Source organism: Citrobacter sp. KH_055_1, assembly GCF_057838705.1.
On the sequence record NZ_CM174473.1, the window covers coordinates 2139954 to 2163969 of the forward strand.

General features: G+C 51.1%; 21 protein-coding genes. 11 read left to right on the forward strand and 10 right to left on the reverse strand.

Going from position 1 to position 24016, the window contains the following annotated elements; translation table 11 throughout:
* Positions 1-6: 6 nt before the first annotated feature.
* Together AC3ITF_RS09965 and AC3ITF_RS09970 are read right to left on the reverse strand one after the other, a co-directional pair.
* Positions 7-1239, reverse strand: coding sequence for a GGDEF domain-containing protein (locus AC3ITF_RS09965; RefSeq protein WP_489176375.1), 1233 nt, complete (start codon positions 1237-1239; stop codon positions 7-9).
* A gap of 24 nt (positions 1240-1263) precedes the next feature.
* The gene (locus tag AC3ITF_RS09970; RefSeq protein WP_489176376.1) at positions 1264-3420 is read right to left on the reverse strand and encodes a putative bifunctional diguanylate cyclase/phosphodiesterase; all 2157 of its coding nucleotides are present in this window, start codon (positions 3418-3420) and stop codon (positions 1264-1266) included.
* Positions 3421-3837: 417 nt separating this feature from the next.
* Here AC3ITF_RS09970 and AC3ITF_RS09975 point away from each other — a divergent pair, with 417 nt between their 5' ends.
* From AC3ITF_RS09975 to dbpA, 4 genes are all read left to right on the forward strand, one after another.
* Positions 3838-5004 carry a methyl-accepting chemotaxis protein gene (locus tag AC3ITF_RS09975; protein ID WP_181518222.1) on the forward strand — a complete coding sequence of 389 codons (1167 nt, stop codon included), beginning with the start codon at positions 3838-3840 and terminating at the stop codon, positions 5002-5004.
* Between the two features lie 147 nt (positions 5005-5151).
* A complete protein-coding gene (zntB, locus tag AC3ITF_RS09980) occupies positions 5152-6135 on the forward strand; it encodes a zinc transporter ZntB (RefSeq protein WP_096756915.1) in 984 nt (327 codons plus the stop codon).
* 274 nt (positions 6136-6409) lie between these two features.
* Positions 6410-6592, forward strand: a complete 183-nt coding sequence (ynaL, locus tag AC3ITF_RS09985) for a proline-rich small protein YnaL (protein WP_096756916.1) — start codon at positions 6410-6412, stop codon at positions 6590-6592.
* A gap of 28 nt (positions 6593-6620) precedes the next feature.
* Positions 6621-7994, forward strand: coding sequence for an ATP-dependent RNA helicase DbpA (gene dbpA / locus AC3ITF_RS09990; RefSeq protein WP_182038125.1), 1374 nt, complete (start codon positions 6621-6623; stop codon positions 7992-7994).
* Positions 7995-8098: 104 nt separating this feature from the next.
* On the opposite strand, the gene ttcA is transcribed toward dbpA, so the two are convergent.
* The 5 genes from ttcA to nifJ all read right to left on the reverse strand — a co-directional run bounded on the left by ttcA (position 8099) and on the right by nifJ (position 15125).
* Positions 8099-9034, reverse strand: a complete 936-nt coding sequence (gene ttcA / locus AC3ITF_RS09995) for a tRNA 2-thiocytidine(32) synthetase TtcA (RefSeq protein ID WP_115258357.1) — start codon at positions 9032-9034, stop codon at positions 8099-8101.
* Between the two features lie 198 nt (positions 9035-9232).
* Complete coding sequence (gene uspF / locus AC3ITF_RS10000) at positions 9233-9667, reverse strand: universal stress protein UspF (protein ID WP_115258358.1); 435 nt, start codon at positions 9665-9667, stop codon at positions 9233-9235.
* Positions 9668-9748: 81 nt separating this feature from the next.
* Entirely contained in the window at positions 9749-9961 is a 213-nt protein-coding gene (locus AC3ITF_RS10005; RefSeq protein ID WP_096756920.1) for a KTSC domain-containing protein, read from the reverse strand.
* Positions 9962-10110: 149 nt separating this feature from the next.
* The gene (gene ompC, locus AC3ITF_RS10010; RefSeq protein ID WP_489176377.1) at positions 10111-11238 is read right to left on the reverse strand and encodes a porin OmpC; all 1128 of its coding nucleotides are present in this window, start codon (positions 11236-11238) and stop codon (positions 10111-10113) included.
* 362 nt (positions 11239-11600) lie between these two features.
* Complete coding sequence (nifJ, locus tag AC3ITF_RS10015) at positions 11601-15125, reverse strand: pyruvate:ferredoxin (flavodoxin) oxidoreductase (protein WP_135911974.1); 3525 nt, start codon at positions 15123-15125, stop codon at positions 11601-11603.
* Positions 15126-15399: 274 nt separating this feature from the next.
* Here nifJ and AC3ITF_RS10020 point away from each other — a divergent pair, with 274 nt between their 5' ends.
* Positions 15400-15666, forward strand: coding sequence for a putative hemolysin (locus AC3ITF_RS10020; protein ID WP_096756923.1), 267 nt, complete (start codon positions 15400-15402; stop codon positions 15664-15666).
* Positions 15667-15679: 13 nt separating this feature from the next.
* Here the strand turns inward: AC3ITF_RS10020 and hslJ are convergent, their stop codons facing one another.
* Positions 15680-16099 (reverse strand): heat shock protein HslJ, encoded by a 420-nt coding sequence (gene hslJ, locus AC3ITF_RS10025; RefSeq protein WP_115258361.1) that lies wholly within the window; start codon positions 16097-16099, stop codon positions 15680-15682.
* Between the two features lie 112 nt (positions 16100-16211).
* Complete coding sequence (ldhA, locus tag AC3ITF_RS10030) at positions 16212-17201, reverse strand: D-lactate dehydrogenase (protein ID WP_096756925.1); 990 nt, start codon at positions 17199-17201, stop codon at positions 16212-16214.
* A 614-nt stretch (positions 17202-17815) separates the two neighbouring features.
* On the opposite strand from ldhA, the gene AC3ITF_RS10035 reads away from it, so the two are divergent.
* Positions 17816-18028, forward strand: a complete 213-nt coding sequence (locus tag AC3ITF_RS10035; RefSeq protein WP_096756927.1) for a hypothetical protein — start codon at positions 17816-17818, stop codon at positions 18026-18028.
* 156 nt (positions 18029-18184) lie between these two features.
* Here AC3ITF_RS10035 and blaGIL read toward each other — a convergent pair whose 3' ends face one another.
* Positions 18185-19045 (reverse strand): GIL family class A beta-lactamase, encoded by an 861-nt coding sequence (gene blaGIL / locus AC3ITF_RS10040; protein WP_346341844.1) that lies wholly within the window; start codon positions 19043-19045, stop codon positions 18185-18187.
* Positions 19046-19226: 181 nt separating this feature from the next.
* Between blaGIL and AC3ITF_RS10045 the strand changes: the two genes are divergently transcribed.
* The 5 genes from AC3ITF_RS10045 (at position 19227) to AC3ITF_RS10065 (ending at position 24011) form a co-directional block, all read left to right on the forward strand.
* Entirely contained in the window at positions 19227-21866 is a 2640-nt protein-coding gene (locus AC3ITF_RS10045) for a YdbH family protein (protein WP_489176378.1), read from the forward strand.
* Positions 21863-22054, forward strand: coding sequence for a YnbE family lipoprotein (locus AC3ITF_RS10050; RefSeq protein ID WP_003020350.1), 192 nt, complete (start codon positions 21863-21865; stop codon positions 22052-22054). The genes AC3ITF_RS10045 and AC3ITF_RS10050 overlap by 4 nt, the downstream gene beginning before the upstream one ends.
* 7 nt (positions 22055-22061) lie before the next feature.
* Positions 22062-22385: a YdbL family probable chaperone protein gene (locus AC3ITF_RS10055; RefSeq protein WP_137399048.1), complete on the forward strand. Its 324-nt coding sequence runs from the start codon at positions 22062-22064 to the stop codon at positions 22383-22385.
* Between the two features lie 106 nt (positions 22386-22491).
* Positions 22492-23097, forward strand: a complete 606-nt coding sequence (locus tag AC3ITF_RS10060; protein ID WP_096756931.1) for a CDP-alcohol phosphatidyltransferase family protein — start codon at positions 22492-22494, stop codon at positions 23095-23097.
* Positions 23094-24011, forward strand: coding sequence for a phosphatidate cytidylyltransferase (locus AC3ITF_RS10065; protein ID WP_117342860.1), 918 nt, complete (start codon positions 23094-23096; stop codon positions 24009-24011). The genes AC3ITF_RS10060 and AC3ITF_RS10065 overlap by 4 nt, the downstream gene beginning before the upstream one ends.
* Positions 24012-24016 lie beyond the last annotated feature (5 nt).

A 24016-nucleotide genomic window follows, 5' to 3' on the forward strand; every position in this document is an offset into this window, starting at 1 on the left:
GCGATCTCAGGCTGCCAGCACCCGGTTTCTGCCTTCGTTCTTGGCTTTGTATAACGCGTCGTCCACGCGTTTGAACAATTCATCAATGCTTTCATTCGCTTCGTGTCGTGCCACGCCGATGCTGACGGTAAAGCGGGGAAGGCCTGGGAGGCTGACACGGGCAACCGTCGCACGTAGGGTTTCTGCCAGATTAAGTGCAACATCGAGAGATGTACGTGGCAGGAGCAGCAAAAATTCTTCACCTCCCCAACGAAAGACCAGATCGTCTTTACGCGCGCAGGCTTCCAGCGTGCGGGCCAGCGCGCAAAGCACCTCATCGCCCTTCAAATGACCGAAGAGATCGTTAATGCTCTTAAAACGATCGGTGTCGATCAGTAACAAGCTATAGTCCTGCGTCAGCGGCATAGCGTGCGTTTGTTCAGCTTCAGTGATGTGATAAAAATGCCTGCGATTGAATAATCCGGTTAAGGCGTCACGCAGTGCAGCCCGTTCCAGTTCCTGCTCAAGGCGTTTTTGCTCGGTAATATCGTGAATAATGCATAGCATCAGTTTATTACCGTAAATCTCGATGGTGCCAGCGTAGGTTTGCACGTGACGAGTGCTGCCGTCGGCCAGTTTGTGGACAAAATGTAAGGGCTTATGGCCGCCAGGCAGATGCGCAATTTTATGCATCACCGGTAAGACGTGACGCCCCAGCATGTTAATTTCCCAGGTATGTTTCTGGCACATCACGTCATGGCTGTAACCATAAAAATTCAGCGCACTGAGGTTGGCGTCGACAATCAGCCCATCGCGAGACGGATCGATGAGCAGCATCGGCGCTGAGTTTGTCAGGAAAAAACGCGCGTAAAATCCCTGTTTCTTACGTTGGTAATTGGCGGAACGACTGGCTTTAAGCCCTTGTGCCGCCGGGGTTTCAATACCTTCAAAAAGAATGACGTCACCGCAATTAGCCAGAACTCTGATCGACAGACGGCAGGCCTGGGCAATTTCCTCTCCGTCCCGGCAAACTGTGAGGATTTCCACAATGTCATGCTGATTTTTCAGGTCGCTGAGATACTGGGTTAAGTCGGCCTGAGCATGGGTCGAAAACACGCCCTTCCTGAGGCGTGAGAAATCCGCAGCTTGCATGATCTCCCGAGCTACGGTATTGGCGAATACCAGGTCCTCGGTATAGGGCGAAACGAGCCAGACCGGAATGGTTAATAAATCCAGTGAATGCAGTTCGTTTGTGCTCATCGATAATCCCGTTATCTTCATTGGCTATGTTGCCGACCGACTGGCAACTAATATTTCTTTTTCAGTCTCACACGATATTGATTCCTGGTGAGACAATGCCTGTGCGGCCAGTATCGGTTTTACGCTGCTTTCTGTGTGCATCAATTCATGGATCTGATGTGCGGGCAGGGGCTTAGCAAACAGAAAACCTTGTAAAACTCTGCATCCCATTTGGGTGAGGAGTATTTCCTGCTCATGTGTCTCTATACCCTCAGCCACTACGCACATATTCATCGAGTGGGCTATGTCAATAATAGTAGACACGATTTTTGTATTTTTGCTGTTCTCACTAATATCTTTGACAAATATTCTGTCAATTTTTAATTCCCGCGCCGGGAGTGACTTTAACATCAGGATATTTGAATAACCGGTGCCAAAATCATCAATAGAAATGGTGATGCCGAGTGCAGAAAATGCATTCAAAACGTCGACGCTATGCTTTAAATTTTTAAGGGCTGTACTTTCAGTCAGTTCCAGCGTTAATTGTGTCGGTGATAGCTGATATTGCGCGAGAGCATTGCAGACAATATCGACGATATCATGCTGTTCAAACTGGGCGGATGAAAGATTTACGGCGAGCGTCCACTGGCTATGACCTTGCGACGCCCATTGGTGTAACTGAAAACAGGCCTGATGAATAACCCAGTCACCGACTGGAATGATCAGACCTGTCTCCTCAAGCGCGGGAAGAAATTCAGCAGGCAGCAGCATGCCGCGCTCGGGGTGGTGCCAGCGAAGGAGTGCTTCAAATCCGGTCAGCGTATGATCGCCTGCGGTATATTTAGGCTGATACCATAGCTCGAATTGATTACGCTCAATCGCCTGCGACAGTTCCTGTAAAAACGTCGGTGGCGTATCTGCGATTGCCTCCATTTCTGGCGTGTATATTGCCCAACCGTTTCTGCCTGCCTGCTTGACATGGTACATCGCTATATCGGCCTTCACTTTTAACTCATGCAGCGTTGTACCATGCTCAGGGTAAATACTGCTTCCTGCGCTTAACGACACCCGAAGAGAATGTCCACATAACGAAAACGGCTCTTTGAAAACATTGGCAACACGGGTCAGCAGGTCGGAGATAGCCTCTCTGCCGCTATTCGGAACCAGCAGCATAAATTCATCCCCACCCAGTCTTGCGAGGGTCATGGTCTCATCGAGACAGCTATAGATGCGTTGAGTGCTGGCGATCAGCAATTGATCACCAATGTGATGGCCCCAGGTATCGTTGACCACTTTGAACCGATCGAGATCAATAAAGACCAGCGCAAAAGGGTGTTGATGCAGCCTGGAATACTGCAGGCAGGCCTGTAGGCAGGCATCGATCTGGGTGCGGTTGGCAAGCCCAGTCAGCGGGTCAAAGTGGACCTGATGTTCGAGCTGACGGTTTAATTGATGCAAATTATCTGCCAGTCGTGATGTCCGTAGTTGGGCGTCCACCATCGAAATCACCAGCATTATCCCCAGGATCACCATCGTTATGGCGCTGACCCAAATGGAGAGTTCCAGCGTGGAGATCCCCTCGTGCGCGGTGTGCGTGACGTGAGTGAAAGTTGCAGCACTCATCCCGGTGTAATGCATAGACGCAATAGCCAGCGCCATAATGAGCGCGGCAATAAGGCGGTTGATCAACGCGCGCCGGGTATTTTGGCGTAAATGAAACGCCAGCCATAAACCCACGCCCGACGCCACGACGGCAATGACCACAGAGAGCAGAATAAGCCTGCGATCCCAGATAATTGCCACATGTTCAATAATGGCCGCCATGCCAACGTAGTGCATTGCCACTACGCCAGTGCTTAATAGACTCGTGGCGACAACCAGGCGTTTTGTTGAAAGCGTCTGACCCGATATGGCGATATTGATGGCAAACGTTGCACTTACAAGAGCAATGAGAAAAGAGCACGCGGTGAGTACGAAATGATAATTTATCGACATGCTCATTTTCATGGCCAGCATACCAATAAAATGCATTGACCAGATCCCCAGACCCAGCGTCGCACCACCGGATAACCGCCAGAAGGTCGATTCTCGTCGACTGGAGATTGCCACTTTTCCCGCACTGTCGAGAGCAATAAAAGAGGCAATAAAAGCGACTACAAAGGAAATCCCAATCAGTACAGGGTCCCACGACACGTGCAACATCGTACTACCTATAGATAAAAAGTCGTGATGTTAAATCTAGCAGGTTTTGTCAAGTTAACCCGATAAAACCAGGAATAGTCTTAATATTTTATCATGAGTATTAGCTTGAACCTCTCAAAATAGGAAATATTCTATTTTCGCTTATGTAAACATTCACCATATTTATGTTTTTGCGCATTTTGTGTTCGTGGTGTGCTCCTCATCACAATAATCTGAACGTTGGTGCGGTGACCCGCTTTGGCAGAGAAAAATGCGGCATTAATGAAAATTTAAACTGTAATAATACGCCTTAAGTAAAAGTGGGGTAGAGTCCAGTTGAAAATTAAGGTTTCTGCGTAAGCGAATGGTAATCTGCATCGCAACTGCTATAAAAATTACTACCCGTATTTATATTATTTCTTGGTGAGCAGAGCTGAAATGTTGAAAAATATAAGCGTCAGGACGTTTATTATTTCATTTGTGACATTAACACTTTTTATTCTCAATGTGATGGAGTTATTATTATCCACAGAGATTGATACTATTATTTATACTGACGTAGTGAGTCTGATCTCGATATTATGTCTGTGGTGGTACATGACAAAATATCTCGTTGAACCAATCAATACCGTCAAAAAAAGCATTGAAGAGGTCACGTCAGGGAATTTGGCGATCAGTATTCCTGAGTTCGGAAATAATTGCGCCGGGCGACTTATTCCGGGTATCAATAGCTTATCGAGTAATATTTCTGCGTTAGTCAGCGAAATCCGCACTTCTTCACGCACGGCGATGATGCTCTCTGAACAACTTGCGGACCGCAGTGCAGCGCTGTCGGTTAAAACGGAGCAGCAATCAGGGGCGTTAACGCAAACCTCTGCCAATATGGATGAGATAGCCATCAGTACACGTAATAATGCTGAGAATACGCAGTTGGCCAGTGCCCAGGCGAATATCGCTACACACTCTGCCCGTCAGGGGGGCGAATTAATGGTACAGGTTGCGACCAATATGCGCTCTATCACCGAATGCGCGCAGCAGATGACGGAAATCATCGCCCTGATCGATGGCATTGCTTTTCAGACGAATATTCTGGCATTAAACGCAGCTGTGGAATCAGCACGAGCAGGTGAGCACGGCAAGGGGTTTTCCGTGGTAGCGGGAGAAGTGAGGACGCTGGCCCATCGTAGTGCTGAAGCAGCAAAGAGTATTAAACGGCTGATTGATGAAACTCATTATAACGTGCGCGAAGGGGCGGCTATTGTCCGCGAAGCCGAAAAAAATATGCAGGATATCGTGGGCGGCGCCGGGCAATTGGACCAATTGATGGGGGAGATATTAACCACCACGCGGGAACAGGAGAAGGGTATCGTTAAGATTACCCAGGCCCTGGCAGAGTTGGAAAACGTGACTCAAAGTAATGCCATCATGGTCGATGAGTTATCGGATTCATCTGCCATTCTGAAAAATCAGGTAAACGACCTGCAGTCACGAACACATAAATTTCATTTAAGTAACACTCCGGAAAAAGAATTTTTCCCACAACCTCACGGCACCGTAACACCTTCAGAGTTCAGCCGACGGGATAAATACGGTCATTCATTCTAATCCTGTCGTCACCGCGCCGACGTCGTCGGCGTTTTCATTTTTATTTAACTTTTCTGAATCATTTCAGCACAATGGGATAATGAGATATTGCTTAACATAATCTGCAGGCTAGACTAACGAAAAAGACTGAATGACTGTGGAGGCGCTGTGGAAGCCATTAAGGGAGCGGACGTTAATGTGCCGGATGCCGTGTTTGCCTGGCTACTGGATGGCCAGGGCGGAGTAAAACCGCTGGAAGATAACGATGTGATCGATGCTCAGCATCCCTGCTGGTTGCATCTTAATTATACCCATTCTGATAGCGCGAAGTGGTTGGCTACGACGCCTCTGCTTCCTAATATTGTGCGCGATGCGCTGGCCGGTGAAAGTACGCGCCCACGAGTCAGCCGGATAGGTGAAGGCACGCTGATCACCCTGCGGTGTATTAATGGCAGCACGGATGAGCGTCCGGACCAACTGGTGGCAATGCGTTTATATATGGATGAGCGGCTGATTGTCTCGACGCGTCAGCGTAAAGTGCTGGCGTTGGATGATGTGATCAGCGATTTGCAAGAAGGAACGGGGCCGAATGACTGTGGCAGTTGGTTGGTGGATGTCTGTGACGCGTTAACCGATCATGCCAGTGAGTTTATTGAACAGTTGCACGACAAAATTATCGATCTGGAAGACAATTTACTCGATCAACAAATCCCACCGCGCGGCTTTCTGGCACTGTTGCGTAAGCAACTGATCGTCATGCGGCGCTATATGGCTCCACAGCGAGATGCCTATGCACGTCTGGCGAGCGAACGACTGCCGTGGATGACCGACGATCAGCGGCGTCGGATGCAGGATATCGCCGACAGGCTGGGAAGAGGGTTGGATGAGATTGACGCCTGTATTGCCCGGACCGGTATCATGGCGGATGAAATTGCGCAGGTGATGCAGGAATCGTTGGCTCGCAGAACCTATACCATGTCGTTGATGGCGATGGTCTTTCTGCCCAGCACATTCTTAACCGGATTGTTTGGCGTTAACCTTGGGGGAATTCCCGGTGGCGGCTGGCAGTTTGGTTTCTCATTGTTCTGTATTCTGTTAGTGCTCCTGATTGGTGGTGTTACTTTATGGTTGCATCGTAGTAAATGGTTGTAACGGCAACGTTTTTTACCGCCTCTGATGGGCGAAAACGTTTAATATTTTGAGCGAGGTCAATAAACTCTCTACCTATTCGGGGCAATATCTCTCTCGCAGGTGAATGCAACGTCAAGCGATGGGCGTTGCGCTCCATATTGTCTTACTTCCTTTTTTGAATTACTGCATAGCACAATTGATTCGTACGACGCCGACTTAGATTAGTCGGCTTTTTTTTGCCTGCAGGAAATGAGCGTCTACCCTAAAAGAGTCAACCTGAATGACTGGAGGGAATATGACCCGTCTCACGCTATTGCTACCGTTGCCCACACTCAACACCGACTCTGTACCGACCGATCCGGTACCTATTCCTGACCCGATACCTCGTCCGCAGCCGATGCCTGATCCACCGCCGGATGAAGAACCGATTAAATTGTCGCATCACGGGCGCAGATCTGCGAGGATACGCGCCTGCTAATTGTAAGTTCTTACCGCGAGATTAAATTGTGACCGCTTTTTCTACTCTGAATGTTTTACCTGCCGCTCAACTCGAGAATCTTAACGAGCTGGGTTATCTTGAAATGACGCCTGTTCAGGCCGCTGCGCTACCGGCGATCCTGGCAGGAAAAGATGTTCGCGTGCAGGCAAAAACCGGCAGTGGCAAAACGGCCGCGTTTGGTCTTGGACTGTTACAGCACATTGATGCCGCGCTGTTTCAGACGCAGTCGCTGGTCTTATGCCCCACACGTGAACTGGCTGACCAGGTCGCGGGCGAACTGCGTCGATTAGCGCGTTTCCTGCCGAATACCAAGATATTAACGTTGTGCGGTGGGCAACCTTTTGGCGCACAGCGTGATTCTTTGCAACATGCGCCACATATTATTGTCGCCACGCCGGGCAGATTGCTCGACCACCTGCAAAAAGGTACCGTGTCGCTGGAAGCCCTGAATACACTGGTAATGGATGAAGCCGATCGCATGCTGGATATGGGCTTTAGCGATGCCATTGATGAGGTGATCCGCTTTGCGCCTGCGTCACGCCAAACGCTGCTGTTTTCGGCGACCTGGCCGGAAGCGATTGCCGCAATCAGTGGCCGGGTGCAGCAAAACCCGTTAACGATTGAAATCGATACGGTAGATGCGCTACCGGCGATTGAACAACAGTTTTTTGAAACCTCCACACACGGCAAAATTTCGTTGCTGCAAAAGTTGCTCAGTCAACATCAGCCGGCATCGTGCGTTGTCTTCTGTAACACCAAAAAAGATTGCCAGGTCGTGTGCGACGCGTTGAATGCCGCGGGGCAAAGTGCGCTGTCACTACATGGCGACCTGGAGCAGCGCGATCGCGATCAGACGCTGATTCGTTTCGCTAACGGTAGCGCGCGCGTGCTGGTGGCAACCGATGTTGCAGCACGTGGCCTCGATATTAAATCGCTTGAGCTGGTGGTGAACTACGAACTGGCATGGGATCCGGAGGTGCATGTACACCGTATTGGACGTACTGCGCGTGCGGGTAACAGCGGCCTGGCCATCAGCTTCTGTGCGCCAGAGGAAGCCCAGCGTGCCAATATTCTTTCTGAAATGCTGCAACTTAAGCTGAACTGGCTACCTGCACCTGGCAACGGTTCAATTGTGCCGCTTGAGGCCGAGATGGCGACGCTGTGCATTGATGGCGGCAAAAAGGCAAAAATGCGTCCGGGTGATGTTCTGGGGGCATTGACCGGTGATATGGGGCTGGATGGGGCCGACATTGGCAAGATTGCCGTGCATCCGATGCATGTCTACGTGGCCGTTCGTCAGTCCGTGGCGCATAAAGCGTGGAAGCAGTTACAAAACGGTAAGATTAAAGGCAAAACCTGTCGGGTTCGCCTGTTGAAATAAATGTCCGTTGGAGTGCCTGATGGTGCTCTACTTATCCGGCCTACAGGCGTTTATGCATGTCGTAGGCCGGATAGGACGTTTACGTCGCCATCCGGCATGATAAATTACTTCACTTCAACCACGTTCAGGCGTAACTCATCCAGCTGATTTTCATCTTCTTCCGGCTGCCAGCCAGCAGGTTGCAGCGGGATCTCTTCGCGATCGAACGCTAAGTCACCGCCGTCAACGACCGCTGAGCCGTGCTTAATACCTTTAAAGTCGAACAGATTGATATCGCTAAGATGCGAAGGCACCACGTTCTGCATTGCGCTGAACATGGTTTCAATACGGCCCGGGTAGCGTTTATCCCAGTCACGTAGCATGTCAGCAATCACCTGACGCTGCAGGTTCGGTTGTGAACCGCACAGGTTACACGGAATAATCGGGTAGCCTTTGGCTTCTGCAAAACGTTCAATGTCTTTTTCACGGCAATAGGCCAGCGGACGAATGACGATATGCTTTCCGTCGTCGCTCATCAGTTTCGGTGGCATACCTTTCATTTTCCCGCCGTAAAACATGTTTAAAAACAGCGTTTGCAGGATATCGTCGCGGTGGTGTCCCAGCGCAATTTTCGTGGCACCGAGTTCGGTTGCCGTGCGGTACAGAATGCCGCGGCGCAGGCGAGAGCACAGTGAGCAGGTAGTTTTCCCTTCCGGGATTTTGTCTTTGACGATCCCGTAGGTATTCTCTTCGACAATTTTGTACTCGACGCCCAGTTGTTCCAGATACTCCGGCAGAATGTGTTCCGGGAAACCGGGCTGTTTCTGATCCAGGTTAACCGCAACCAGAGAAAAACTGATCGGCGCGCTTTTCTGCAAATTGCGCAGGATCTCCAGCATGGTGTAGCTGTCTTTCCCACCGGAAAGGCACACCATAATGCGATCGCCATCTTCAATCATGTTGAAGTCGGCAATCGCTTCGCCCACGTTACGACGCAGACGCTTTTGTAATTTGTTCAGGTTATACTGATCTTTCTTGCTAATATCTTGATTTTGCGACATTTAATAGAGGCTCAATTCATAGTGTGGCATCAGAAGAGAATGCATCACGCCGGATTGTCCGGCAAAAGAAGTCTGATATAAAAACTGTGGCGTGTATGGTACGGATAAGCGGGAAAAATGTCAGCACATTTAGGTCAGGAATCGCGGGGTAAAAGAGGTAGAAATGAAAAGCCCGCAGCGATGTGCGGGCCAGAAAGCTTAGCGGACGACCAGAACCGAACACTCCGCATGCCGCACTACAGCTGCGGCGTTGGAGCCAAGCAGATAAGTGGTGATGTCAGGTCGGTGCGAGGCAATAATGACCATATCTGCGGGTAATTTCCTGGCAAGCTCCAGAATTTTATCTTTTGGCGAACCTTCAACGACATGAACGTGAATTCTGTCTGCCGGGATATTGAACTTCTTGATCATCTCTTCCAGTTGAGATTTCGCTTCGGCCTTAAGATCGTCCATGGCCGGCAACTCAGCCGAGTAGGCCAGTCCAAGCGAAGCATAATAGGGCAATGACGGAATAACGGTCAGAAAATGGACCTGTGCATCGTCAATTCTTGCCTCGGCTTCTACATGGGCAATAACACGTTGAGTTAATTCTGAGTCTGAAATATCGATGGGTACAAGAATCGTTCTGTTCATAAAACCTCCTGTTTAAGTATCCTCCTAAAGCTTACCGCGTAATGGCACTTTATGTACAATGACAGAGATCACATTTTGGCATCACTTTATTTTGAGTTCAGGGAACTTGCCTTTTATTACGCCATCGTAAAACCGGCCTTTTGAGACCACTGTCAGGAAATCTCGAAAGATACGCGCCGGGACCGAGTGATATTGCAGGATTTCCGTATGGTGAAAACGAATTTCTAACGTGCGGGATGATTCGTCATAACCGACGGATGCAATACGGGATGATTTAACGGGGTGATGATTCATTGCAGGCATCCTCTGCGGCGAGTGTGAAGGCAATATATCATCTATCAGTGATGTGTTTTAACGCAACAGATATAATGTTTTGATCTAGATAAAACGCAATTACGGCGCAAGGGGTGGGAGTAGCCCGCTGTTTCCAGCGGGCTGACAGATTAGAACTGGTAAACCATACCCAGTGCTACAGTGTCATCGGTAGAGATATCGTTTTCAGTGTAGAAGCTCTTGTCTTCATCCAGCAGGTTGATTTTGTAATCAACGTAGGTGGAGAAGTTTTTATTGAAGTAGTAAGTCGCACCTACAGAAGCATATTTAACCAGATCCTGGTCGCCATCAGAACCGTTTACACCCAGATCCTGACCTTTAGACATCAGGAAAGAAACTTCCGGACGTAGGCCGAAGTCGAACTGGTATTGCGCAGTGACTTCAAAGTTCTGCGTTTTGTTGGCAATAGTATTATCAAACTGATTACCATATGGCGTCATATTACGGGTTTCAGAGTACATGGTTGCCAGGTAGATGTTGTTCGCATCGTACTTCATACCCACAGTCCATGCGTCAGCTTTGTCGCCGCCAGCGGTAGAGTGATTAACCTGCTGGTTGGTACGGTCAGAAGAGGTATATGCCGCACCGAAGCTGACGCCCATACCCAGATCGTAGGTAGAAGACAGACCGAAGCCGTCACCGTTGGAGTTCTTCATATTACGATCTTCACCACCGTTATTGGTGCCTTCTTGCTCCGGTGACTGATTTTCGTTCGCGCCCTGGTACTGCAACGCCACGTTCAGACCATCAACCAGGCCGAAGAAATCGGCGTTACGGTAGGTTGCTACGCCGTTGGCACGACCGGTCATGAAGTTATCGGCTTTGGTGTAAGAGTCACCGCCGAATTCTGGCAACATATCGGTCCAGGCTTCTACGTCGTACATCACGCCGTAGTTACGACCGTAGTCGAATGTGCCGTAATCGCCAACTTTAATACCCGCGAAAGCCAGACGGGTCCAGGAATCGCCTTTATCACCTTCTGTACCGTTTGCCTGAACCTGATATTCCCACTGGCCATAGCCGGTGATCATATCATTAACCTGAGTTTCGCCTTTGAAACCCATACGCATATAGGTCTGATCGCCATCACTGCCAGCGTCATCAGAGAAATAGTGCAGACCGTCTACTTTACCGTAGAGATCTAATTTATTGCCGTCTTTATTATAAACTTCAGCAGCGTGTGCAGCGCCTGCAGCTAACAGGGCAGGAATTACAAGGGCCAATACTTTTCTGTTCATTGAAATAATCCTTTAGTTTTTATATTTACCTGCAACGACCCATATAGGGTGTTAAAGCATGCTAAAGGAGAAGTTCCGTAAAGAGATAAATATGAATTGTTACGTCTTAAGTAAAATCTTAAACAAATAATTCCACGGAAATGATGATAATTGTGGTGAATGAGTTAACGATTAAATATATAAAATAAATATTATACAAGTTAATTTTGTTGGGATATTCTGCGCGGGTTATATGCCTTTATTGTCACGTTTTATTTTTCGTTGGAGAGTTGTCCCAGAATTGATTAGCCAGCGAATAAATTGACAAGCCCGAACATCTGTTCGGGCTTTTTTTATTCCAGATTAATACTTAACTTAACGTATTAATCGGTACTGCTTTTTTCGGCTTTTCCCGCCAACTGCGCCAGGAAGTCATAGCGTTTTTGCAAATCTGCGGTCGCATCCTTCCACAACTGCTCTGCCACCTCCGGCTGCTGTGCATTCAGGCGGCGGAAGCGCTGTTCGTTCATCAAAGTCTCAGCCAGCGCATCTGACGGCGGGCGAGAGTCCAGTGCCAGCGGTAGTTTACCTTCGTCAGCGCGACGCGGATCAAAGCGATACAGCGGCCAGAATCCGGTGGCCGTGAGCTGGCGCATCTGATCGTGACTCAGGGCGAGATCGTAGCCGTGTTCTTCACACGGGCTGTAGGCAATAATCAGCGACGGACCTGGGTAAGATTCTGCTTCCTGAATCGCTTTCACCGTCTGGTTTAACTGCGCTCCCAGCGAGATCTGTGCGACGTAAACATGACCGTACATCATCATACTGACGCCCAGATCTTTACGTGCTTTACGCTTACCGTGTTCGCCAAATTTGGTGACCGCGCCAAGCGGTGTCGCTTTCGAGGCTTGCCCGCCAGTGTTGGAATAACACTGGGTATCCAGCACCAGGATGTTAACGTTCTCGGTCAGGCTCAGGACATGGTCCAACCCGCCAAAGCCAATATCGTAGGCCCAACCGTCACCGCCAATCAGCCAGATTGATTTCTCAACCAGTGCATCGGCATCGGTTAACAGTTGCTGTGCGCCATCAACACCTTGCAGATGTTGGCGCAGTGCGGCGACCTGCTCGCGACGAACTTCCGGCGTGGCTTCTGCGTGCAGGGCGTCATTCAGTTCAGCCGGGATCTTATCGGCAAACTGTTCCAGCAAGCGCATGACGCGAACGCGGTGTTGGTCCACCGTCAGGCGGAAGCCCAGACCAAACTCGGCGTTATCTTCAAACAGAGAGTTTGCCCAGGCTGGCCCACGGCCGTTTGCGTCGGTGGTATACGGTGTGGAGGGCAGGTTTCCGCCATAAATCGATGAACACCCGGTTGCGTTGGCGATCAGCATGCGGTCACCGTACAGCTGGGTAAGCAGTTTGATATACGGCGTTTCGCCACAGCCTGAGCAAGCACCGGAATATTCAAACAGCGGGGTGATCAGCTGCGAGGTGCGAATATCAATGCGTTCCAGTTTGCTGCGGTCGATCTCTGGCAGGTTGAGGAAGAAATCATAGTTCACTTTTTCTTCTTCGACATGCTCCAGGCGGGACATCATATTGATGGCCTTGATCTCTGGATTCTGACGATCTTTCGCCGGGCAGACTTCCACGCACAGATTACAGCCGGTGCAATCTTCAGGCGCGACCTGTAGAACATATTTCTGACCGCGCATATCGCGGGATTTCACATCCAGCGAATGCAAACTAGCCGGGGCGTCTGCCATTGCTTCCGGGGAAACCACTTTGGCACGAATTGCCGAGTGCGGGCAGGCGGCAACGCAGTGGTTGCACTGTGTACACAGTTCTTCTTTCCAGATAGGGATTTCTTCGGCGATATTGCGTTTTTCCCAGCGCGTGGTGCCCATGGGCCAGGTACCGTCTGGCGGCAGTGCGGAGACGGGCAGTGCGTCACCCAGACCCGCGAGCATCGCCGCCGTCACGGTTTTCACAAAATCAGGCGCGGCATCGGAGACCACTGGCGGTCGGTTGGCGCTGTGCGGATCAACCGGCTGAAGAGCCACTTCGGCGACCGACTCACGTGCCAGCGCAAGCGCCTGCCAGTTACGTTCAACCAGATCCTGACCTTTGTTGCTGTAGCTTTTTGCAATTGCGCCCTGCAGTTCCACCAGTGCGCTATCACCGGGTAAAATTTGTGTCAGATGGAAAAACGCCATTTGCATTACGGTGTTAATACGTGCTGCCAGGCCGCATTCACGGGCGATTTTGGCAGCGTTAATCACGTAAAAACGGGCCTTCTTCTGGTTCAGAACTGCCTGAACTTCTTGCGGCAGACGTGACCACACCTCATCCACGCTGTACGGCGTATTGAGCAGGAAGATACCGCCTGGCTTCAGGCGTTCTGCCATTTGATATTTATCGATAAACTGCAGCTGATGGCAGCCAACAAAATCCGCCTGCGACACCAGATACGCCGAACGGATCGGTTTTTCGCTGACGCGCAGATGGGACACCGTCAGGCCGCCGGCTTTTTTCGAGTCATAGACGAAATAGCCCTGCGCATACCACGGCGTCGAGTTACCAATAATCTTGATATTGTTTTTGGTCGCTGACACGCTGCCGTCGCTGCCTAATCCGTAAAACAGGGCTTCGAGCTTTGCGGTGGAGGGCAGGGTGTTTTCTGGCAGGGGGAGTGACAGATTGGTGACATCATCATAGATGCCGACGGTAAAGCGCGATTTTGGTTTGGCATGGCTTAACTCATTAAACACCGCCATCACGCAGTCCGGGCCAAACTCTTTCGAGGAAAGGCCATAGCGCCCGCCAATTACACGCGGTAGCGTTTCACGCTCGCCACAGTTAAAGGCTTCGGCCAGCGCGGTCATGACATCCAGATACAACGGCTCAGCCTGTGCCCCGGGTTCTTTGGTGCGATCCAGAACGGCGATGCTGCGTGCGGTTTCCGGCAAGGCCTGCAGTAAATGTCGGGCTGAGAACGGACGGAACAGACGGACTTTCAGTACGCCGACTTTTTCGCCACGGGTAAGCAACTCATCCACGACTTCTTCGCAGGTACCGATGGCGGAGCCCATCAGAATGATGACGCGCTCTGCCTGCGGATGTCCATAGTATTCAAACGGCTGGTACTGGCGACCCGTTGCGGTGGCGAAATCGTTCATCGCCTGTTCGACATGCTCGTAAACCGCGTTGTACCACGGGTTTGTCGCTTCGCGTGACTGGAAATAGGTATCCGGGTTAGCCGAGGTGCCACGAATCACCGGATGCTCCGGATTCAGCGCGCGAGAACGATGGGCGTCGATCTCCGCCTGCGGCATCAGTCCAAGAATGGTGTCATCGGCCAGCGGTACGATTTTATTGATTTCATGTGAGGTGCGGAAACCATCAAAGAAATGAATAAACGGGACGCGGCTTTTCAGCGTGGCGATATGCGAAATCAGGGCAAAATCCTGCGCTTCCTGAACGCTGCTAGCGCACAGCATTGCACAGCCGGTCTGGCGAACGGCCATCACGTCGGAATGGTCGCCAAAAATCGACAGCGCATGGGTGGCAATCGTACGTGCCGCAACATGCAATACAAACGGCGTCAGTTGACCGGCCAGTTTGTACAGCGTCGGGATCATCAGCAATAAACCTTGCGATGAGGTAAAAGATGTAGACAGCGCCCCGGTTTGTAACGCGCCGTGGACGGTCGCAATGGCACCGCCTTCCGACTGCATCTCCACAACGCGAGGTATATCGCCCCAGACGTTTTTTAGCCCGTTCCCGGCCCAGGCATCGGCCTGCTCCGCCATCGTCGAACTCGGCGTAATCGGGTAGATGGCGATAACCTCGCTGGTACGAAATGCAACCGAAGCAACCGCACCATTACCGTCAATTGTTTGCATACTGACACCCTTACATTGCGCAAAAAGAGGGACCCGCAAAACGACGACGAGTCCTGTAGTTATCTTTCTATTTTAGCAAAAGCCATCTGGACACATTTTCGCATTTGTGTCCCTGTAATAAACAGAATGAATGGTTTGATCAAAGGAGCCGTCAAAAAATTGCCAGAAAATGTAAACAGGGCGCATAAATGCGCACTTTACCTCTCGACGACAGTGTTTCTGCTGCCTATTATTTAGGGCTGTGTCGTTGGGTTATTTTTTAGAGGGGAGTGAGATGCGCGCAGCGTTTTGGGTAGGGTGTGCCGCGTTATTATTATCGGCTTGCAGCAGTGAACCTGTTCAGCAGGCAACGGCCGCGCACGTCGCGCCGGGCATGAAGGCTGCAATGTCGGGTTCTGGTGAGGCCAACTGCGCTATGATTGGCGGTTCGTTGTCGATTGCACGTCAACTGGATGGTTCCGCCATCGGGATGTGTGCTTTACCTAACGGCAAACGCTGCAGTGAACAGTCGCTTGCCGCCGGGAGTTGCGGAAACTATTAAGTCTCCGCGTTAATTACATTAAGTCTGCTAGTTTATACGTCAGTGTTTGCTCTGCCGTCGCCAGTGTTAACTGGTTAGCCGTCAAATCGACCTGTGCGCCTTGCTTAAACACGTCGCTGATAACGCCATCAAGTGCGTTCAGCTGTGGGTCGGCGCACATCATGCGGGTCATCGCCAGGTCTTTCACCTTCAATTCGCCGTCAGACAGCTTGCCCTGGCCCGTGAATTGATTACACATTTTTCCCGACACCGTCATATTTTCACCAAAACTCAATTCGGGTTGATTTTTCGCAACGGTGACCGGTTTGCCGTTCACGCTCTCCAGAACGAAACGGTGGTGCTGTAACTGTTCGCGATTAACGGAAACTTTTCCATTGCTCACACAGCCAGCCATAAGCATGCTGAGCGCAATCAACGTGACAATTTTCTTCATTGAATTTCTCTACGTTAGTGACGGGAATACAATCAATATAATAATGATACTGTCGGATTTATCATCAGAGGTTATCTGAAAATGCTCCCCCGAATGCAGGGGAGCGGCATTTTCAGAAGAGGGCGTTCGGGCAGGTTTCGCCTTTGGAAATCTGGGCCAAATTCTGTAAGGTTGTTTCCGAAATGCTGGTTAACGCTTCGGCCGTTAAAAATGCCTGGTGCCCGGTGAACAACACGTTATGACAGGCAGACAAGCGACGGAATACGTCATCCTGGATAACATCATTGGACTTATCTTCAAAGAACAGGTCGCGTTCATTTTCATACACGTCCATACCCAAAGAACCAATTTTCTGGTTTTTCAGGGCATCAATGGCAGCCTGTGAGTCGATAAGGGCCCCGCGACTGGTGTTAACGATCATTACGCCGCTTTTCATTTGCGCGAAGGCTTCTTCATTGAGCAGATGATAGTTTTCCGGCGTTAACGGACAGTGCAGGGAAATGACGTCTGACTCCGCAAACAGCGTGTTGAGATCGACATACTCAACGCCTAATTCAAGAGCCGCAGCGCTTGGATAGGGATCAAACGCCAGCAAACGCATACCAAAGCCTTTCAGGATCCGCAGCGCGGCAATACCAATTTTACCGGTACCGATCACCCCGGCGGTTTTACCGTACATGGTAAAACCAGTCAGGCCTTCCAGAGAAAAGTTGGCGTCACGAGTGCGTTGGTACGCGCGGTGGATACGACGGTTCAGCGTCATCATCATACCAATCGCATGCTCGGCGACCGCTTCCGGCGAATAGGCCGGAACGCGCACAACCTGCAAACCTAGCTCTTTGGCGGCGTCCAGATCGACGTTATTGAATCCGGCGCAGCGCAGGGCGATGTACTTCACCCCGTGCTTTTTCAGTTCTTCCAGAACCGGGCGACTGCCATCGTCGTTGACGAAGATGCACACGGCTTCGCAGCCATGGGCTGTTTTGGCCGTTTTCTCGGTCAGCAGAAAGTCAAAGAATTCAAGTTCAAAACCAAAAGCCTCGTTAACCTGTTGCAGGTACTTCTTGTCGTACTGTTTTGTACTATAGATGGCGAGTTTCATAAGACTTTCTCCAGTGATTCTGAAATCACATTAATCCAATTCAAATTATTTTACAAAATCCAAAAAACAATTGATAGTCATAGATATAATGAATAATTCTAGAGCATCTCTTCTTAATGTGGGCACATTGCTGGATTTAAACCACTCGTCTTAGTATATGTACTCTTTTGGGCGTCCTGCCGTTAAGCATGGTTACCTTTGGGTATGTTGGGCAGATTCGGAAATGATGAGCGAGAGGCGCATCTTTTCATAGCCTTAATGTGGTTAGCCACTCATATTGAAACCGGATTTTAAAACTCTCGATATAGTTCCGGATTGGTAAAGGTTGGGAGTTTGGCTTTTTACGCTGCTGATTCTACCGCTTCGCAATATGCTTGATTACCGTCGCTGGTTGCCCGTGCTCCATTCATGCTGATCATGTGTGAGGGTGACATGGCCGGGGCTTAAGTACCCCCACCGCCGAGTCCAATAAACCGTGTGGTGTTGTCGTGCCGTAACAGCATCCGACACGTCGATCTCCTCCACGTTCGTTAAGCCTGTAACTCGGAGAAAAAGCCAGGTGAATTACCTTCAGGCAGCTACGCTTATACAGGTATCACATATCGGGAGGGGTCATGTTAACTCACTCTGAAGCAAAACGCTGGGCCACCTTAATGCTGAAGGCTGCATTATGTGATGGTATGAAACCTGAAGAAATTTCCCGGCAGGTGCATCTTGTCTGCGATCATCATGGCAAGGCGTGCCTCGAAGAGCTCATAGAGGAAATTCTGATAGAAGCAGGTCGTATCGGACCTAAACATAGCGATGGACAACTGCGCCATCACTGAGTCTGAACGCTTCCGCGTCCCCGTTAATATGATGTCTTAAGAGCAGACAGAACAACGGGGAACCGCGCGATGCACTGCAGATGACTCAACTCAATTCCCTGATTTTTTATATTTCCGCTGTCGCGCGTAACATCGTACCGTTGTCTTGAGGCAACTTTACTCATCCCAGTGTTGGATCAGCGTCGCCCCAATCCCCGCAATCTGTCTGTTTCGCTCCGCCATTGTTGCCTGGCTTTCGGTGACGTAAATCACCACGATACGGGAAGGCTTACCGTCCGGCCCTAACGCCGCGACGATCCCGCGAGAACCGCGTGCCCCGGCACCTGTTTTATCGGCTATAAACCAGCCTGCCGGAAGTACCGAGCGCAACAGTGGCCCCGCGACTTTATCCGTCACCATCCAGTGGGTGAGTTGCTGCTGTGATGTCGTCGTCAAGATTTTTCCGGTGAGCAGTTGGCGCAACGTTTGCGCCATATTTTCAGGTGTCGTCGTATCGCGTTTATCGCCGGGTAGCGCTTCGTTCAATTCGGGTTCCCAGCGGTCGAGTCGGGTCACCCGATCGCCGGTTGTGCGCAGAAACGCGGTTAATCCTTGCGGACCGCCGATGGCCGTAAGCAGTAGATTCGCCGCCGTGTTATCGCTCATGGTGATGGCGGCATCGCATAATTCGCCGACGGTCATGCCATCGGTCAGGTGTTTTTCTGTAACCGGCGAGTATTCGACCAGATCACGCCGGCTGAACGGGATGCGACGATCCAGCCGCTCTTTTCCTGCGTCAACGCGTGCGAGCACCGCGCCGCAGAGTAAAACCTTAAATGTACTCATCATCGGAAAACGCTCTTGCAGGCGATAGCTTTCCAGAATCTCGCCGCTGGTGAGATCCAGCTCGGCATAACCGACGCGTGCGGTGAGCTGGCTTTCTGCTTCTTTGACTTTATTCAGCGTTGTCGGGTGGGCAAACGCGGGCAGACAAAATGCGGTAAGTAATGGGATAAGGGCCAGACGAAAGTGGGGCATAGTTATATTCTTCCTTGGTATCTCTCTGATTAAAGATAACTTATTTAAATTATTCACAAGCTATAAATATTACATATATTTCAATGGCATCTATTCTTAAGGTGGGCATGTTTAGCTAAACATGCCACAATAGACGCCGAAACCGGCTTAAATTTTCGCTAAATCAGGATATTAACTACCCATGAAGGGTAAATATAAAGCCGTATTGGCTCTACTCTTATTATTGACCCTTGTGCCGCTGACGTTATTGATGACGTTGGGCTTGTGGGTTCCTACACTGGCGGGCATCTGGTTGCCTGTCGGTACGCGCATTGCGCTGGACGAGAGTCCACGGCTTACCCGACATGGGCTGCATATTCCCGAACTCCGTTATTTGGTGGATGATTGTCCACTCGCGCGTATCACCGAGGCGGATTTATCCCACCCCAGCCGCTGGTTGCTGAACGTCGGCAGTATTGAACTGGATTCCGCTTGCCTGGCTAAACTGCCGCAGACGGAGCCATCGCCCGCCGCGCCGAAAACGCTGGCAGAATGGCAATCCATGCTGCCCAACACCTGGATTAACATCGATAATCTTATTCTATCTCCGTGGCAGGAGTGGCAGGGCAAACTGTCACTTTCGCTGACGCCTGCCATCCAGCAAGTCAGTTATCAGGGCGAAAAGGTTAAATTTCAGGGACGTCTGCACGGACAAAATCTGACGGTCAACGAACTGTCTGTGGCGGCTTTTGAAGAGCAACCACCGGTGAAGCTGGTCGGGGAGTTTACGATGCCGCTGGTGCCCGACGGACTGCCGGTTGGCGGTCACGCGGTTGCCACCCTAAGCCTGCCGCAGGAGCCAACGCTTGTGGATGCAGAGCTGGAATGGCGAGAAAACAGCGGACAGCTGATCGTGATGGCGCGGGACAATGCAGATCCGTTGCTGGATCTGCCGTGGGAAATCACCCGCCAGCGGCTGACGGTGAGCGACGGGCGCTGGAACTGGCCCTATCAGGGCTTCCCGTTAAGCGGTCGTTTAGGCTTAAACGTCGAAAACTGGCAGGCCGGTGTGGAAAACGCGGTAGTCAGCGGGCGTTTGAACATTCTGACGCAGGGTGATGCAGGCAAGGGTAACGCGGTGTTAACCTTTGGTCCCGGCACGCTTGGCATGGACAACAGCGACATGCCGTTACAGCTAACCGGCGAGGCGAAGCAGGGTGATCTGATCTTTTATGCGATGTTACCCGCGACGCTCAGCGGCAGTCTGAGCGATCCGCAGCTGGCTTTTGAACCTGGCGCCCTGTTACGTTCTCGTGGTCGGATTATCGACTCGCTGGATATAGACGAAATTCGCTGGCCGTTGGCCGGTGTCAAGGTGACCCAACGCGGGGTGGATGGGCGGTTACAGGCTATTTTACGCGCCCATGAAAACCAGATGGGCGGTTTTGAGCTGCATCTTGATGGTCTGGCTAATGATTTCCTGCCTGACGCCGGTCGCTGGCAGTGGCGGTACTGGGGAGAGGGCAGTTTTACCCCGATGCACGCTCGCTGGGACGTGGCAGGCAAGGGGGAATGGCACGACAACACCGTCAAACTGTTTGACCTTTCTACCGGATTTGACCATCTGCAATACGGCACCATGCTGGTGGAAAATCCGCGTCTGGTGATGGATGAGCCGATCGTCTGGGTGCGAGACCCGATCCAGCCCACGTTTAGCGGGGCGCTGTCGCTGGACGCCGGGAAAACCACCTTCTCCGGTGGCAGTACTCTGCCGCCTTCAACCCTGAAGTTCAGCGTAGAAGGGAGCGACCCGACGATATTCCAGTTCAAAGGCCAACTGCATGCTGGCGCCATTGGCCCGGTCCAGTTGAACGGTCGCTGGGACGGGATCCGCTTGCGTGGTCAGGCCTGGTGGCCAAAACAGTCGCTCACTGTATTTCAGCCGCTGGTGCCACCGGACTGGAAGATGAACCTGCGCGAAGGCGAACTGTATGCTCAGGTTGCCTTCTCCGCCGCCGCAGAACAAGGCTTTGAAGCAGGCGGTCATGGCGTATTAAAAGGCGGTAGCGCCTGGATGCCCGACAACCAGATTAATGGCGTCGATTTTGTGCTGCCGTTTCGTTTTAGCGAAGGAGCATGGCAACTGGGCACGCGCGGGCCGATTTCATTGCGTATTGCAGAGGTGGTGAACCAGGTCACGGTGAAAAATATCACCGCGGATCTGCAAGGCGGCTATCCCTGGAGCGAAGATAATCCCTTACTGTTGAGCGATGTTAGCGCCGATTTGCTGGGCGGCAAGGTAGTGATGCAGCAACTGCGTATGCCGCAACACGATCCGGCATTAGTGCGGGTGCAGAATATCTCGTCCAGCGAGTTGATTAGCGCGGTTAATCCCAAACAGTTTGCCATGTCCGGCCCGGTCAGCGGCGCATTGCCGCTCTGGTTAAACAATGAAAAATGGATTATCAAAGACGGCTGGTTGACCAACCCTGGGCCGATGACGTTGCGCATCGATAAAGACACGGCGGATGCGGTGGTCAAAGACAATATGGCGGCCGGTGCGGCGATAAACTGGCTGCGTTATATGGAAATCACCCATTCCTGGACGAAAATAAATCTTGATAACCTTGGCGTATTAACCATGCAGGCAGCCGTCACCGGCAATAGCCGGGTAGATGGCAAAGTCGGGACGGTGAATTTGAATTACACCCATGAAGAAAACGTCTTTACGTTATGGCGCAGTTTGCGTTTTGGCGACAATTTACAGGCATGGCTTGAGCAAAATGCAGCGCTGCCAGAAACCCATTGCCTGGAAGGCAAGGAATGTGAGGAACAACAATGAAAACTATTGCGGCCATGCTGGGACTGCTGGCGTCATCTTTGCTGGTAGGTTGCACCCCGCGTATTGAAGTTGCGGCGCCGAAAGAGCCCATCACCATCAATATGAACGTCAAAATCGAGCATGAGATCCATATTAAAGTCGATAAAGACGTCGAGAGCCTGTTGAAATCACGCAGTGATTTATTCTGAGGTGACGATGAAAAAAACGCTTAAAGTGACCCTGTTGCTCCTGAGTTTACTGAGCGCCAATGCGTTTGCGCTGACCCTGAATGAAGCCAGAAACCAGGGGCGGGTGGGTGAAACGCTCAATGGCTACCTTGTGGCATTGCAAACCGATGCTGAGACCCAGACGCTGGTGAGTGAGATAAACAAGGCGCGTAGCGCCAGCTACCAGCAACTGGCTGAGAGTAACAATATTCCTGTTGATGAAGTGGCAAAAATGGCCGGACAAAAACTGGTGGCGCGCGCTAAACCGGGGGAGTACGTCCAGGGCATTAACGGGAAGTGGTTGAAAAAGTAATCAACATATGTTTATTAAATCTCATTTTGAAATAATGGCAAGTATCAGGCAGGTAATGGTTAATTAATCCACTATAATTGCATCAATAAATTATCAAGGAGTGATGATGACGCTTTATCAGATAAAGCCTGCTTTCCAGGCGCTTTTACGCCCGCTCATGTTCTGGTTAGATAAAAAAAGCGTCACCGCCAATCACGTCACACTGGCCGCGATGGCGCTTTCTTTTATCACTGGTGCTGTGCTGTTTATCTTCCCCGAACCTAAACTTTTCATTCTTTTACCCATCGTTTTATTTATACGCATGGCGCTCAATGCGCTGGACGGCATGCTGGCGCGTGAATGTAACCAACAATCCCGCTTGGGCGCTATTCTCAATGAAACCGGGGATATTCTCTCCGATCTCGCGTTGTATCTGCCGTTTATGCTGCTTTCCGGCAGTAATGCGCTGCTGGTACTGGTTATGCTGTTTTGTGCTTTGATGACGGAATTCTGCGGTGTGCTGGCGCAAACCATCAATGGCGTGCGCAGCTATGCCGGACCGTTCGGCAAAAGCGACAGGGCGCTGGTGTTCGGTACATGGGGGCTGGTGCTGGCGCTGTGGCCGCAGGTGGCGCAGTGGAATAACGTTATTTGGGGTATTGCCACGCTATTGCTGCTGTGGACTATCGTTAACCGCTGTAAGAGCGCATTACGTGACGAGGGGGCGAAATGATGCTGCTGGAAAAATCGCTGGCGGTGATTTTTGCCCTGCTGGTGATAGCGACACTGGCAAACGGTCTGCTGGTGTGGCGTCGACCGGGTAAAGACTGGCGTGAGCTGACGCTGCGTATTCGCACCTGGTGGGTGATCATTGTACTGTTTTCACTGGCTATCTTAAGCCCGCCCTGGCTGGCGTTGACCTTCTTCGCGCTGGTGAGCTTTATGGCGTTAAAAGAGTTTTTAACGCTGGCCCCATCGCGCCAGACCGACCGTATGCCGCTGTTGTGGATGTTTATTGCGATCCCCATTAACTACTGGCTGATTGGTATCAACTGGTACGGCATGTTCGTGGTGTTTATTCCGGTGTATGCGTTCTTATTCTTGCCGGTGCGCATGGTGATTGCTGGCGATACGCAGGGATTTTTACGCTACGCCTCCCAGCATCACTGGAGCTTGATGACCACCGTGTTTGCGTTCAGTCACGTGGCGTTTTTGCTGGTGCTGCCTGATGACGGCAAGCAGACCGGGGCACTGCTGGTGCTGTTCCTCGTCGGCTTAACGGAATTCAACGACATTGCCCAGTACCTGTGGGGAAAATCAATGGGCCGTATCAAGGTGATCCCTAAGATCAGCCCCAATAAGACCCTGGCGGGACTGGTTGGCGGTGTGGCAACCACCACGCTTGCGGCGGCGGTGCTGGGCCCGCTCATGACACCGTTAAGCATCCCGATGGCGATGCTGGCAGGGCTTATTATCGGCATCAGCGGTTTCTGTGGCGATGTGGTGATGTCGGCCATTAAGCGCGATATTGGCGTGAAAGACAGCGGTACACTGCTGCCAGGTCACGGCGGTATTCTCGACCGGCTGGACTCGCTGATCTTCACCGCCCCGGTATTTTTCCACTTCATTCGCTATTTTTACTATTAACGTAT

What these genes read in the sequence shown, in the direction of transcription:
- ldhA (WP_096756925.1), bottom strand. Translation starts at nt 17,201, where the DNA reads ATGAAACTCGCCATCTATAGTACAAAACAGTACGACAAGAAGTACCTG.
- uspF (WP_115258358.1), bottom strand. Translation starts at nt 9,667, where the DNA reads ATGAACAGAACGATTCTTGTACCCATCGATATTTCAGACTCAGAATTA.
- AC3ITF_RS10005 (WP_096756920.1), bottom strand. Translation starts at nt 9,961, where the DNA reads ATGAATCATCACCCCGTTAAATCATCCCGTATTGCATCCGTCGGTTAT.
- AC3ITF_RS09975 (WP_181518222.1), top strand. Translation starts at nt 3,838, where the DNA reads ATGTTGAAAAATATAAGCGTCAGGACGTTTATTATTTCATTTGTGACA.
- AC3ITF_RS10020 (WP_096756923.1), top strand. Translation starts at nt 15,400, where the DNA reads ATGCGCGCAGCGTTTTGGGTAGGGTGTGCCGCGTTATTATTATCGGCT.
- hslJ (WP_115258361.1), bottom strand. Translation starts at nt 16,099, where the DNA reads ATGAAGAAAATTGTCACGTTGATTGCGCTCAGCATGCTTATGGCTGGC.
- nifJ (WP_135911974.1), bottom strand. Translation starts at nt 15,125, where the DNA reads ATGCAAACAATTGACGGTAATGGTGCGGTTGCTTCGGTTGCATTTCGT.
- ynaL (WP_096756916.1), top strand. Translation starts at nt 6,410, where the DNA reads ATGACCCGTCTCACGCTATTGCTACCGTTGCCCACACTCAACACCGAC.
- blaGIL (WP_346341844.1), bottom strand. Translation starts at nt 19,045, where the DNA reads ATGCCCCACTTTCGTCTGGCCCTTATCCCATTACTTACCGCATTTTGT.
- AC3ITF_RS09965 (WP_489176375.1), bottom strand. Translation starts at nt 1,239, where the DNA reads ATGAGCACAAACGAACTGCATTCACTGGATTTATTAACCATTCCGGTC.
- ttcA (WP_115258357.1), bottom strand. Translation starts at nt 9,034, where the DNA reads ATGTCGCAAAATCAAGATATTAGCAAGAAAGATCAGTATAACCTGAAC.
- AC3ITF_RS10055 (WP_137399048.1), top strand. Translation starts at nt 22,062, where the DNA reads ATGAAAAAAACGCTTAAAGTGACCCTGTTGCTCCTGAGTTTACTGAGC.
- ompC (WP_489176377.1), bottom strand. Translation starts at nt 11,238, where the DNA reads ATGAACAGAAAAGTATTGGCCCTTGTAATTCCTGCCCTGTTAGCTGCA.
- AC3ITF_RS10045 (WP_489176378.1), top strand. Translation starts at nt 19,227, where the DNA reads ATGAAGGGTAAATATAAAGCCGTATTGGCTCTACTCTTATTATTGACC.
- AC3ITF_RS10035 (WP_096756927.1), top strand. Translation starts at nt 17,816, where the DNA reads ATGTTAACTCACTCTGAAGCAAAACGCTGGGCCACCTTAATGCTGAAG.
- AC3ITF_RS10050 (WP_003020350.1), top strand. Translation starts at nt 21,863, where the DNA reads ATGAAAACTATTGCGGCCATGCTGGGACTGCTGGCGTCATCTTTGCTG.
- AC3ITF_RS09970 (WP_489176376.1), bottom strand. Translation starts at nt 3,420, where the DNA reads ATGTTGCACGTGTCGTGGGACCCTGTACTGATTGGGATTTCCTTTGTA.
- AC3ITF_RS10065 (WP_117342860.1), top strand. Translation starts at nt 23,094, where the DNA reads ATGATGCTGCTGGAAAAATCGCTGGCGGTGATTTTTGCCCTGCTGGTG.
- AC3ITF_RS10060 (WP_096756931.1), top strand. Translation starts at nt 22,492, where the DNA reads ATGACGCTTTATCAGATAAAGCCTGCTTTCCAGGCGCTTTTACGCCCG.